The organism is Sulfuricurvum sp. RIFOXYD12_FULL_44_77 (assembly GCF_001830725.1).
Taxonomy (GTDB): Bacteria; Campylobacterota; Campylobacteria; order Campylobacterales; family Sulfurimonadaceae; genus Sulfuricurvum; species Sulfuricurvum kujiense_A.
The window spans coordinates 1-12,374 of the sequence record NZ_MIBU01000018.1 but is presented as its reverse complement, the minus strand read 5'-3'; the positions used below and the strand labels follow the sequence as shown (position 1 = coordinate 12,374).

Below are 12,374 nucleotides of genomic sequence, written 5' to 3'. Positions count from 1 at the left end.
TTGTATAGCGTATCGCAATATGGCCGCCATCATACAGCTTTTTAAAGACATCGGTTTCTTGAAATTTTGTACTGAAATTTCCATACCCATAACCCACTTTACCGATATCAAAATCTCCGACACTGTGAAAGGTGAATCCGGGAGGGGCGATAGAGGTGGATGCCAAACGCAAATCTCCCCCTTCACTCACTATTTTTTTTAAAAAAAGATGGAGCTGTTTAACGGGAGCACGAACACCGGATGTCAATATCAGTTCATCCCCTATCAACTTTTTAATCGTTGTGTATTTTTCAGTTGCGGCACCTCTCAAGAGAAAGTGCCCCGATTGTTTAATGTAAAGAAGATCTTTTTTCGGAGTTATGGCGGTCAGTCTTGGTACGGTTCTCTCCCCATAAAATCCGTAGCGACGGGGGTCACCGTAAAAAATGGTTTCAATATATCCCACTTCATACGGAGTCAATGGTTTGTTACAATGAACCGCCATTTTTAACATTTCATCGAAACTGATGGTATTAAACTGAACATACCCAACATGATTTTGGACTGTATTCAACTTATCCAATAAATTTCTAACCATAAGTGAACTATTATTTGTTACAACGGTAGATGGAGCAAATTTTTGATTTGCACCAAAAGCAAGAGTGCTACTGCAGACAACAGCTAGCGATAAAAACGATCTTCTGTCCATTGTTTTTCTTTGTTCACCAAATCTTATATCTCTATATCGTACAATCTTACCTGATTTTAAAAGAATCTTCATAAAAAATTGGTGTAGAATTATTCGTAACACCATTTTTTCTCTAAAAAACTCTCTGGAGGTGAAAGATGAACGGTTCGGTTTATATACAAATCGCAAGAAATGCCATTCAAGAACAGTATGATGGTATTACTATCGCTAAAGATTTCTATCTATCCAAGTATCCTGAACTCACTCAAAAAAGAGCTTGCTTCGTAACTTTGACTCTCAATAAACGGTTACGCGGGTGTATCGGATCGATTATTGCCCATCAAAGTCTTTTGGAAGATTTAATATCGAATGCCCGCTCGGCAGCATTTCAAGACCCCCGTTTTCCCCCGCTAACCAAGGAGGAATTTTCTCACCTATCGATTGAGGTATCCCTATTAACCAATCCAGAGCCGGTAGAGTACAGTGACAGAGTCGATCTTGAGCGCATCATTCGTCCCTATGTTGATGGTGTCATCTTGCGTCTAGGGAAGTATCAGGCTACTTTTTTACCTCAAGTGTGGGAAGAATTGAGTGATTTTGACTCTTTTTTTTCCCACTTGGGGATGAAAGCGGGAATCGGTAACGATCCCCTCTCCTATCATCCCGAAATTTATACCTATCAGGTTCAAAAATATGAGGAGCAATCCCATGACTAAACGTACAATGAGTGTTGCAGGGAGTTTTTATCCCTCGTCTACGCGCGAGATTGAGGATATGATAGAGCGTTTTAACACTATCCTTGAGTCTCATCCTGATGTACTTCAACAGTTTTCTGCACTATGGGGAAATGCCGTTATAGTCCCCCACGCCGGATGGATCTATTCAGGTTTCACCGCCAATATCGCATTTCGTGTTTTGAGTGCCTCCCCACCAAAAACGTTTATCGTCATCGGCCCCTCCCACCGCATCGGCTTTGAAGGGGTAAGTATTTCCGATGCACACTTTTATGAAACCCCTCTGGGAGATTTAGAGATAGATATTGAACGGGTAAAAGATTTGATGCAACGATTCACCCTCCCCTGTATCGTTGGGGCTCATCACGAGCACAGTACCGAAGTGCAAATGCCTTTTATCAAACACTATTTCCCGCAGGCTAAAGTTATAGAGCTTGTCTACGCCTATGCTGAACCCTCGATGCTGGAACCCATCATAGAGCACTGTTTAGCTCTGAGGGATACCGCCGTCGTTATCAGTACCGATCTGAGCCATTACTATTCGCTCGATAGGGCCAAACAACTCGATTCCATCTGTTTGGAAGCGATACGGGATGAAAATCCCCATGCGCTGCATCAAGGGTGTGAAGCGTGCGGAATGATAGGGGTAGAAGCGATGTTAAACGTAGCCAAAAAGAGAGATTTGCAGAGCACTATCCTCGATTACCGCACCAGTGCCGATGCAAGCGGAGATACTTCCAGAGTTGTAGGGTATGCAAGTGTAGTGTTTTCTTAAGCGGGTAAGCTATAATTCGCGTATAAGATTAATACCAATTATAGATCGTGAGGAAGAATGGATACCGAAGCATTGATTGTAAAGACGCAACGACACTTAAGCACTCTTTTACGGGAGGCATTTCATCACACGGATGCAGAGAATGCCGTCGTGGTGTATGACACACGGTGTCTGATTGCAACACTTTTGATGGAGGGGTACAAACGCGCCCTCCCCCATGCAAGGTTAATCGATTTTGATGCACACTCTCCCGAAGAAGTTCGATCACTCTTAGAGGCACTGAATCCTTCTGATTTGGTGGTGTTGATCCAATCGACAAACTTTCGTCTCGATGCGTTTCGCTTGCGTGTCGAGCTATTTAAACTCAAATTAAAAGTAATCGAACATCCCCATCTTAGCCGTATGTCGGACGATGAGGCATCCTATTTCATCGACTCGCTGGAATATGACAAAGAGTATTACCGTCCTCTCGGTCGTGCCCTACAGTCTAAAATAGACAACGCTCCTATGGGGGTACTCGATAGCGGCGGAGAGTTGTTGGTTTATGGTTCACCGTTCGAGTCTGCCAAAGTCAATATCGGAGATTATACGGGGTTACCTAACTGGGGCGGTCAGTTCCCGCTAGGGGAAGTGTTTACCGAAGCGCAAGATCTCAGAGCCGTTCACGGACGGGTAAAAATCTATTGTTTCGGGGATGTCACATATAAAATCAACACCCCTGAAACTCCTATCACCCTTATCATCGAAGAGGGACAAGTCGTCGCGTGTGAAAATTCAACTCCCGCCTTTGATCTAATATTATCTAATATACGACGAGATGAGGGGGGAGTCGTTTGGATACGGGAACTCGGTTTCGGACTCAACCGAGCCTTTAGCAAAACACGTACGGTAGCCGACACGGGAACCTATGAGCGCATGTGCGGGGTGCATATATCGCTAGGGGCGAAACACGGCACCTACGGCAAACCGGGGTTTAAACGTCGAGACGGCCTTTACCACGTCGATGTGTTTGCCGATACCCATACGTTTTCGCTCGGGGATGAAGTAATCTATAGAGACGGGGCTTTTGTGATTTAAACTCACCCCTTATAAAGAGGAGAGCTTGTTCTGATTTTTGATGAGCGTTCTAAAAATGGCGTCAATATCGAGAATAGAGAGCATTTCCCCCTTACTCGTCCCCTCATCCGGTATGACAACCGCTTTGGTCAGCGGTGATACACCGGCCAGCGTACCCGAATAGCTTTTAATACTGCGAAGTGGAATCTCAGGACTGTCTTTGATATGGCTGATCACTATTGCAAATTTCGTATCATTTTCCTGCAAAGATTTTAGGACGATTAATCCGTCTCTCTGCGGATCATAGGCACTTTCAATATCGAGCAGTTCGTTCAAAGAGATAACACCGATCGTCTCCCCCTCCTTGCTCCCTACAACACCCAGAAAAATAGCATCGCTTCCTATAATGCGTGTGACATTTTGATGACTGAGTGAATTGACAATGTTGTACGACTCCACACCGAAAAATTTATTGCCGATGTAGAAGGTAGAGATATCGACCGTCTCTTCCATCCCTTGTACTTTTGGGTAGCTGCACACGATATGGCCGTTATCGATAGTACATATTTTTGGCAACTCTTCACCTTTGACTATTTGTACAAAAATAAAGGCAATAAGATCATTTTGATAAAAATCATGCTTTTTATACTCTCTATACCCGTTTGAAGTATGGAGCCCCATAATGTAAAAATCACCATTCAGTTCTACGATACCCGAACTTCCGTTTCCGTTTTCAAGCGAAAAATAACACTCATCCAAATTCAGTCGTCCCCCCGGAGAGTATTCAGAACTCGTCGATGAAATAATATTTCTCTCACGGTCACAAAATAGAGCAAAACTCCCCTCAATCATCTCACCGTTTTTATCACGCGGAAGGGCATCTTCTAACATCGCTTCAAATTGGGGCTGCGAGTCAAAAACAACCCCTATCCCTCCGACACTCTCTTCGTTCGTCGTATCGGTAATTCCGGCACCATAAATATAGGTCGGTCGATTATCGTACAAAGGGGTTTTTGTAAAATGACTGACACTGTAACGCTGTGCATCGGTCACTTTCAATGTCTCACGTACCCATGACTCTTCAATCTTACTTCCGACAAAACGGTGTTCACTGCTTTTGGACACGGCAACAATCGTACCGGTGCGATCGTATAAAAAGAGGTTAGTATAGACGGTGTAAAGGTTATTGATATAGGAGAGAATCTCTTCAAGCTCAAACAGATCATCCCTCTGAAGCTCTGGTTGAGAGAGTTTTTCTTTAAATACGGATGTCAATGCCCACCAGCGGCAATCATTCGCCCGTTCATACAGATTTCGATCCATAATATCGATCGCTAATGAGGCGTTAAACTGAGCATCGTCAAGATAGGCGGAGAGGACGGTATGATTGAGATTGCTAATGGAGTCTTCAAATACTTTTTTCGTCTGAAATCCCGTATTGGATATCTCATTCAAAAGGGATTTGGAAAAGGAATTCTCATTCGTTTTTGAATTGGCGATATGGACATTGCCGTTCCACACGGTGACATCAAGCTCATTTTGAATTTGATCCGCTTTCTGCGGAATCATTTTCAACTCTCCCGAAAATAACGGGGAGTGTCTCAGCACCGTTTCGAGTATATCTTCTGAGATACTTTTATACGCATGAGGCGCCTTATCAAATGCGTGATCGATCGGAACCATTACATGTCCATACCATCCCAGACCGAAAAATCCTTGATACCCTTTTGTCGCACACGTTCTTGCTAGATATTCACGGCCGGCAAAACGGATGATTTTGTAGCCGTTATCGAGTATTTTTTCCATCTTTATACCCAAAGGGATATGGGTCGTATCGCTGCAGCTGATGACATACCCCTCCGAATCGAGCAGCATGATCTCCATCCAATCATTTTCGCTGATGAGATTTTTAAAAATCCCTTCCATCTCGTCTTCAAACCGAAATACAAGACTTAATACACCTATACTTTCTGATTCTTCGCTGGATGAGCGTCTAACTCGATAACTGTAAACCAACGCTTTATCCGCACTCGGAACCAAATCCGTTTGACGAAATACCTCGACATACTCGGCTGAAGTGTTCAATGCTTCTTTGATAAGGGGATCGCAACTGGAAGTAATCGGATTATGTTCATCCAACTGTGCAATGATATTGCCGCGCGTATCCATCAATATAATGTTGCTGTAGACACTGTATTTGGCTACATACTCTTTAAAGCGATTCTTCAATGCAATGCGCCGTTCTCTAAGCAACTGCCGCGATGCATCGTCCGTCGTTCCCGCTTGTACCTGCACAATAAAAGAGCGGATATCATCATCCGTCGCCAAAAAACCGATATCAGCCGTACGTTCAAAAAGATTTCGGATGACGATATCTACCGCAACCTGTGCTTTGGCTTCCATCTCGGAAGTTGTCTTTTTCAGAATTTCCATACCGAGTTTTTCCAACAGCTCTGCAGTAAGCGCTTCGAAAGCGGCACGGGTATCGACCATATCCATCCCCGTATTGCTCATTTTCCCCAGCATTGTCAGTAGATTCCATTTTTCCGACAAAACGTCAAGCGCTCTCTTATATTCTTGGACTGACTCCATGTATTTCAATAATCGATGATCCACAACGCACTCCAATGTATCTAAAATATAGATTATGGAGTTTGCAATGCAATTAACATTCTATAATATTTAATTTTATTATATATTCATAAGTTTTAAAAATCATCCTACTCTCAGTTGTGTCCGACCCGTAAAAAGTTTCAAAAAATCGTATATATCGCTGAGAAAAAAAGCTCTGGTATCGTGATGTTCGAACCGCTGAAGCCATGCTTTCTCTTGATTGAGGATCCCCCGACACGGAACCACAAACTCTTCACGCGGCAAAAGCGGTTTAAGGATTCCGCAGTCATTGATCGCGTGTACGACAGCGTCAAACAGTTCATCGAGGCGATCATCCCCCTCGTAGCGGTAGAGTTTACCGTCCATATTGTAAAAACGGTAAATGGCTAATATTTCGTTCGCTTTATCTATTTCATTCATTGACACGCTCCAAAAGAGATAGAGTGAGCAAGAGCTACCGCTTCATTGGTGACATATCCGTCATAGGTATTTAATGCACTTAGATACATTTCATCTTTTAACAGGGTATTCAGAGGTGTAGAAGCAATCTTAAGGACATAGGGGAGTGTCGCATTCGTCAGCGCAATGGTCGAAGTACGAGGATACATACCCGGCATATTAGCCACACAATAATGGACAATTCCCCCTACGTCAAAGGTTGGTTCTGAATGGGTAGTGGGATGAGAAGTTTCAAAGCACCCCCCTTGATCGATGGAGACATCTACAATCACTGACCCTTTTTTCATACTTCCTAGCATATCTCGGGTAATAAGTTTCGGCGCTTTAGCGCCTGCTACTAGTACCGTCCCGATAATAAGATCCGCTTCTTTAATACTATTTAATATTGAATCATGTGTCGACGTGAGCATAGTCACATTCGCAGGCATAACATCCCGCAAATAGGTGAGCCTCTCGGTATTGATATCAAACATCGTCACTTCAGCACCCAAACCGGCAGCAGCATCGGCTGCTGATTTACCTGCTACTCCTGCACCGAGAACCACTACACGGTTGCGCTCTACCCCGACCGCACCGCCAAGTAGTCGTCCGCTTCCGCCGTTATAGCGTCCCAAATGAATAGCACCAAACAGTGTCGCCATCCGTCCGGCAATCTCGCTCATCGGCTCCAGCAAAGGGAGGCGTCGCCCTACACGAAGTGTCTCGTAGGCTAAAGCGGTTATTTTCTTTGCACACAACACTTCGGTGAGCCGCTTATCGGCAGCCAAATGAAGATAGGTGAAAAGTATTTGAGACTCTTTAAGACGATCGTATTCACTCTCTATCGGTTCTTTCACCTTTATAATCATATCCGCTTCGCCGTAGAGATCATCGGCACTCCCTGAAATGAGTGCACCGGCATCGGCATAAAGACCATCCTCAAAGCCGCTCCCCTCACCTGCTCCTTGCTCTACCAGTACCGTATGCCCTGCTTTTGTTAGTTCTAAAACGCCCGATGGGGTCATACCAACCCGAAATTCATCCGTTTTAATCTCTTTTGGAATACCGATAATCATCTTTTTCCCCCTATAGCCACCGCGTATATCAGTGGATTAGTTGACCAGCGTGAACCCTCTTCATCGTAAAAAGCTCCGATTCCGCTACACGTAACGTTATGACTTTCACACACCATATAAAGTTCCTGCGCAATTATCCCTGCTTCTATATGTGATGAGGCGCAAAAATCCTCCGCATGGATAAATAGTACCATATTCGCCCCTGAAATAAATCTTTGATCCAAAAGTAATCGGACACATTCAGAGATGAATTCCCCCTTCTCAATACAGACTCCGCTTCGATACACACCCAATTGCATACACTGTGCTTGCAAGACAAGAGAGATGATTTCTAATCCCGAGGGAGAAGTACGATTAAGCAGTATCTTCATCACCTCATCACTCATCCTCGTTGCATCAAATTCGCGTCCGCTTCGACGTGTCGCATTAAGTTTTAAAAAATCCTCATATTTTTCCATCACAGGAAGAGCGGTATAGGGTGGGTTCTCTGCGAGTTCCCTTCCCAATATCTCATTGCTTTCACTGTAATCGGTAGGGTAAACTCGCATTAGAGATTTTTTGAGCGCTCTCACACTCCGTGTTGATAGTTCGCCGATCCCATACACTGCCGCAATCACCTCATCTTCACTCATCCCCATAATCGTATTTAAGGGCTGAGTCGGAGAGACTTTTGTCAATTTGACTCCAAAATGTTCTGCTGAGAGACCGAGCGCACCGATCTGATGACCCAAATCGAGATAGAGGTATCTCCACGCTCTTAGGGCATATTTCCATGATGAGCGAAACGGAACCAAGGAGATCATCACCAATGCACCCTCAAAACGGCTCGTCAATCCCAAATAGGGTTCTATCCCCTCCCCTGCGATCTCTGCAATCATCACCAACTCGTGATGCACTGCATCAAGATGATAGATTCCGCTGAGAATCCCCTCCATATTGCGCAGCTGTACATACATCTCAATCGGGTGAAGATTTCCGGCCGAGGGGACATTGAGACGATAATAGGCTCTTTGGGCAACAATTGCTTTATCGGTAACACAACGTGTCTCTTCTAGCCATTGCAGTGAAGGGAAATCGGAGAGCTTTATACGATAGCAAAAATGGGGATAGTGTTTAAAAGAGGCGGGCTGCGAATCCCAATCCAAAAAGGTTTGTTTATTTTGAACCCATTCACGGGTTAAAAGGGTTTGTTCACGCACTGCGAAGTTGGTTAAATACGTCGCGATTACTGGTCAGCTCAATCGCACTAAAGCCGTCTTCGTTTTGAAGCGTTGTATCCGCACCCAAGGATAGGAGCATCTTCACACATTCCACACGCGAAGCCGATGCGGCGTACATAAGGGCCGTAGTTCCTTCTTCGTTGGTATCGTTAATATCGGCTCCCGCTTCAACGAGTAAACGGATTACTTCGGGTGAGGAGGCATAACAGGCATTAAAAAGGACACCGTTATAATCATTATTGATTGCATAAAGATTAGCCCCTGCTTCGATCAGTCGTGCAACCATCATGGCGTTACCCTCCAATGCGGCAAGGAGCAATGGGGTATTACCGTTCAATCCTCTGCACTCAAGATCATCAGGATGAAAACCGCGGCTTTGCAGCCATATAATATATTGTTCGACCATCACAAACCCCTTAGGAGAATTTTTACACACCCATCCAATTTTCGTGGTCGTGCCCTTTTTTCTTGAAGTTAGCCGCTTTATCCACCGCTTCAATACATTTATCATAATCAACTTCATCAGTGATCTCAGGGACCACTTCTACATAGCTGATCATCCCCTCTTGATCAATGACGAATACCGCGCGAGCAAGACGGTCTTTTAGTTTTCCCTCAGTGATGAGGAGTCCAAACTTTTTAGCAAAGTCTCGATTCGTGTCGATCACGAGTTCCGCACTGTCTATCCCCTCTCGTGTGACAAAATCATTTACAAATTCAGTATCATCGGTTGTTACCATTACCGTTTTGAGTTTTTTGAATTGTTTGATGAGGTCATTGAACTTTTTAGCACCCAATGAACACACTTCCGTTTTAAGCGACGGAATAGCAATAAGGAGTTGCGCGGTAGGTGCAATCATCCCGATAACGTTTTGACTCCCGTCCAGATTGGTGACACGAGCGGCAGGTGCTTCTCGCCAGATAGACATCTCTTTTCCCTCCAAGCTGACCGGTGTGCCATGTACTGTAATCTGCATATTCTCTCCTATGGGGATATTTACTCTTCTCAAGTGCAAAATTAGTTCTAAGAACTGCCTATTTTTTATTCACTTGAATCTACGTTCATTGTACAAAATTGTATTAAAATGCTAGACAACTTATACAAAAGATTAAAAAATGATGACCTATGAAGCCAACATCCCCAATCGTGAAGAGTGTCATACCTGTAGCCTTACTTTTGCGTACAAAGAGATCAATCTGCTCTATGACATTGCGGTGATGCTCACCAGCACCACTGAGATCATGGATAGCGTCGAAAAAGCGATGCGCAAATTGAAACAGCACGGATATTTGGAACGGTGTGCTCTCTTTCGAAAGAAAGAAGATGCCGATGAACTGGAGCTGCTAAGTTCAATTGATCTTGAACCCTACCAAAAGAAGATGGCAACCTACCGCTTCGGGGAAGGGGCAACAGGTTTGGCGGCTAAAAGCCGTGAACCGATCGTCATCGAAAATATTCATAATAACATCAATTATCTCAACAAAATGGGAAATATTTCGACGCAGATGGTATCGTATGTTGCCGTACCGCTACTGCAAGATGATGAGGTAATCGGGGTGATCTCTGCCAATATCGGTAAAAACAGCCCCCTCAATTTTGATGAAATTGTTCGGATGCTCACTATCGTCGGATCACTTTTTGTCGGTGCACTCAAAGCACAACAAACCATTACAAAAGAGAAAGAGTCACTAACCGAGCTCAAGACCTACTACAAAGAAGAGCTCCAAAAAGATTACAAATTTGAAAACATTGTCGGACGCTCTACACGAATGCAACAGGTATTCGGAATGATTAACACCGTTGCGCCGACCGATGCGACTATTTTGATTCGCGGTGAAACAGGAACCGGTAAAGAGCTAATCGCTACAGCGGTACACAACCTCAGCCGCCGACAAAACGGTCCGTTTATCAAACTCAACTGTGCCGCTATCAGTGAAACGTTACTCGAAAGCGAACTCTTCGGACACGAGAAGGGAGCCTTTACCGATGCGAGAGAGATGCGAAAAGGGCGTTTTGAACTCGCTGATGGGGGAACCCTCTTTCTCGATGAGATCGGAGACATTACCCCCTCCCTCCAAGTCAAACTACTCCGAATTTTGCAAGAACAGGAGTTTGAACGGGTCGGAGGAAATAAGACGATTAAAACTAATGTTCGCCTCGTCGCCGCAACCAACCGTAACTTAGAAGAGATGGTACGTAAGGGTGAGTTTCGAGAAGATCTTTTTTATCGTCTTAATGTTATTCCGATCAACCTTCCACCGCTGCGTGAACGGTATGAAGACGTGAAACTGCTGATAGAACACTATCTCCACCGTTTTATGAAAGAGCATCGTAAAAATATGCACTTCACCAAAGGGGCGATGGAACTCCTCCTTGATTATCCGTGGCCGGGGAATATCCGTGAGCTACAAAATACGATGGAGCGGATTGTTCTCATCTGTCCTGACGGTGAGATCCAACCCGAAATGCTCAGCCACGTTTTACCGTTTAACTACCAAAAGCTCTATATGCAAAGCGAACCTGTCCCTGCGGCGATCAGTGCAGTGCCAACAACTCCGCATCCAATGCCGCACGATGGATATGGATCCGGACCGATGACGAAAAAAACACTTCAAGAGTTGGAACGTGAATCGATTGTTCAAGCGTTAATCGACTCGCACGGTATTCAAACCAAGGCAGCACGTGCTTTGGGGATGAGTGCACGCCAAATCGGATATAAAATCAAACAATACGGTATTGAGGTTTAAGGGATCTCCATCCGTACACTGTTTTTCCCATCCGTTTTTGCTCGGTAAAGTGCCCTATCCGCCCGCTCAAATACCTCATCTAGCGTCTCATCAGGCAAAATAGATGTCAAACCAAAACTGCAAGTGACATGAACAATGGTTTCAAAACTATTTTTGTCGATACGCTGACGAATTTGTTCCGCAATTTTTATCACCGTAATCGGGTCAGAGTAGCGAAGCAATATGGCGAACTCTTCCCCACCCCAGCGAATAAAAATATCCGATTTCCGAATCGATCGACCTACGAGTGTGGTTAACTCTTTCAGTACTGAATCGCCGACATTATGACCGAAGGTGTCATTGATACTTTTGAAATTATCAATATCAAAGAGAAGCAAAAACAAAGTAACGTCATAACCCTTTCCGAGTGTTTGATGCGCTTGAAAAATCTCTTCGAACAATCGTCTGTTGCCGATTCCCGTCAACACGTCGGTCGTTGCCATTTTCAACAACCCTCTCTCACCCTCGCCGACCATCCCCATCAAAGAGTGGACCATATTGTATTCGTGTTTGATCATAGGGGTTAATTGCGTGTAGCACATAGAGAGAAGATGGCGTTTATCGATAATACCGACAACCTTATTTTCTTTGACCGCGACGATTTTATCATAGGAACAATTTTGCATTTCATCCAGTACTTCCGAGATCTTTTTCGAAGCATCGAAAGTATTCACAGGAGTCGTCATAAACTCTCTGACAGGAAGTCCTGAATTATCACAATGATAAAGTGCTCGCACCATATCTTTTAGTGTCAGTATCCCTCTCGGCAATCCATTTTCAGTAATTATTACAGCATCAGAGCTGGTTGAAGCAAAAAATTCGAGTACTTTATGCACTATAACATCGCTCTCAAATACACCACAAGGATGATGATCAGAAAATAGATGACCAATCTCTGTAGAATGGGTTACAGCCGATATTTCTGAAATCATTTGTCCTCATGCGCCATTGTCTATGAAAAAATATCAATACAATTAAGCTAATTAAAGTTTAAAAATAATATTATAG

The 12,374-nt window shown here is 44.1% G+C and carries 12 protein-coding genes; 4 read left to right on the top strand and 8 right to left on the bottom strand.

Annotation, left to right across the window (positions count from 1 at the left end; translation table 11 throughout):
* On the bottom strand, positions 1-553 hold a 553-nt coding region (locus A2517_RS00840; RefSeq protein WP_294893472.1), incomplete at its 3' end, for a D-alanyl-D-alanine carboxypeptidase family protein.
* Between the two features lie 272 nt (positions 554-825).
* On the opposite strand from A2517_RS00840, the gene amrA reads away from it, so the two are divergent.
* The 3 genes from amrA to A2517_RS00825 are packed head-to-tail and all read left to right on the top strand — an operon-like array spanning position 826 to position 3,253.
* On the top strand, positions 826-1,383 hold the full coding sequence (amrA, locus tag A2517_RS00835; protein WP_294893471.1) for an AmmeMemoRadiSam system protein A: 558 nt from the start codon (positions 826-828) through the stop codon (positions 1,381-1,383).
* Positions 1,376-2,176: an AmmeMemoRadiSam system protein B gene (gene amrB / locus A2517_RS00830; RefSeq protein WP_294893470.1), complete on the top strand. Its 801-nt coding sequence runs from the start codon at positions 1,376-1,378 to the stop codon at positions 2,174-2,176. Before amrA ends, amrB begins: the two co-directional genes overlap by 8 nt.
* Positions 2,177-2,233: 57 nt before the next feature.
* Positions 2,234-3,253 carry a hypothetical protein gene (locus A2517_RS00825; RefSeq protein ID WP_294893469.1) on the top strand — a complete coding sequence of 340 codons (1,020 nt, stop codon included), beginning with the start codon at positions 2,234-2,236 and terminating at the stop codon, positions 3,251-3,253.
* Positions 3,254-3,262: 9 nt separating this feature from the next.
* Here A2517_RS00825 and A2517_RS00820 read toward each other — a convergent pair whose 3' ends face one another.
* The 6 genes from A2517_RS00820 to A2517_RS00795 form a co-directional block, all read right to left on the bottom strand.
* Entirely contained in the window at positions 3,263-5,824 is a 2,562-nt protein-coding gene (locus tag A2517_RS00820; RefSeq protein WP_294893468.1) for a chemotaxis protein CheW, read from the bottom strand.
* Between the two features lie 123 nt (positions 5,825-5,947).
* Complete coding sequence (locus A2517_RS00815) at positions 5,948-6,265, bottom strand: hypothetical protein (protein WP_294893467.1); 318 nt, start codon at positions 6,263-6,265, stop codon at positions 5,948-5,950.
* Complete coding sequence (gene ald, locus A2517_RS00810) at positions 6,262-7,359, bottom strand: alanine dehydrogenase (RefSeq protein WP_294893466.1); 1,098 nt, start codon at positions 7,357-7,359, stop codon at positions 6,262-6,264. The genes A2517_RS00815 and ald overlap by 4 nt, the downstream gene beginning before the upstream one ends.
* A complete protein-coding gene (locus A2517_RS00805) occupies positions 7,356-8,558 on the bottom strand; it encodes a nitroreductase family protein (RefSeq protein ID WP_294893465.1) in 1,203 nt (400 codons plus the stop codon). The genes ald and A2517_RS00805 overlap by 4 nt, the downstream gene beginning before the upstream one ends.
* Positions 8,551-8,985, bottom strand: coding sequence for an ankyrin repeat domain-containing protein (locus A2517_RS00800; RefSeq protein ID WP_294893464.1), 435 nt, complete (start codon positions 8,983-8,985; stop codon positions 8,551-8,553). The genes A2517_RS00805 and A2517_RS00800 overlap by 8 nt, the downstream gene beginning before the upstream one ends.
* A 22-nt stretch (positions 8,986-9,007) precedes the next feature.
* A complete protein-coding gene (locus A2517_RS00795; RefSeq protein ID WP_294893463.1) occupies positions 9,008-9,556 on the bottom strand; it encodes a peroxiredoxin in 549 nt (182 codons plus the stop codon).
* 139 nt (positions 9,557-9,695) lie between these two features.
* On the opposite strand from A2517_RS00795, the gene A2517_RS00790 reads away from it, so the two are divergent.
* Complete coding sequence (locus A2517_RS00790; protein ID WP_294893462.1) at positions 9,696-11,327, top strand: sigma 54-interacting transcriptional regulator; 1,632 nt, start codon at positions 9,696-9,698, stop codon at positions 11,325-11,327.
* On the opposite strand, the gene A2517_RS00785 is transcribed toward A2517_RS00790, so the two are convergent.
* Entirely contained in the window at positions 11,324-12,298 is a 975-nt protein-coding gene (locus tag A2517_RS00785; protein WP_294893461.1) for a GGDEF domain-containing protein, read from the bottom strand. The two genes, A2517_RS00790 and A2517_RS00785, sit on opposite strands and share 4 nt — an antisense overlap.
* Positions 12,299-12,374 lie beyond the last annotated feature (76 nt).

Excerpts from the sequence above, each read along its gene's own strand:
- A2517_RS00815 (WP_294893467.1), bottom strand. The coding sequence starts at position 6,265 with ATGAATGAAATAGATAAAGCGAACGAAATATTAGCCATTTACCGTTTT.
- A2517_RS00795 (WP_294893463.1), bottom strand. The coding sequence starts at position 9,556 with ATGCAGATTACAGTACATGGCACACCGGTCAGCTTGGAGGGAAAAGAG.
- A2517_RS00790 (WP_294893462.1), top strand. The coding sequence starts at position 9,696 with ATGATGACCTATGAAGCCAACATCCCCAATCGTGAAGAGTGTCATACC.
- ald (WP_294893466.1), bottom strand. The coding sequence starts at position 7,359 with ATGATTATCGGTATTCCAAAAGAGATTAAAACGGATGAATTTCGGGTT.
- A2517_RS00800 (WP_294893464.1), bottom strand. The coding sequence starts at position 8,985 with ATGGTCGAACAATATATTATATGGCTGCAAAGCCGCGGTTTTCATCCT.
- amrB (WP_294893470.1), top strand. The coding sequence starts at position 1,376 with ATGACTAAACGTACAATGAGTGTTGCAGGGAGTTTTTATCCCTCGTCT.
- A2517_RS00785 (WP_294893461.1), bottom strand. The coding sequence starts at position 12,298 with ATGATTTCAGAAATATCGGCTGTAACCCATTCTACAGAGATTGGTCAT.
- A2517_RS00825 (WP_294893469.1), top strand. The coding sequence starts at position 2,234 with ATGGATACCGAAGCATTGATTGTAAAGACGCAACGACACTTAAGCACT.
- A2517_RS00820 (WP_294893468.1), bottom strand. The coding sequence starts at position 5,824 with ATGGAGTCAGTCCAAGAATATAAGAGAGCGCTTGACGTTTTGTCGGAA.
- amrA (WP_294893471.1), top strand. The coding sequence starts at position 826 with ATGAACGGTTCGGTTTATATACAAATCGCAAGAAATGCCATTCAAGAA.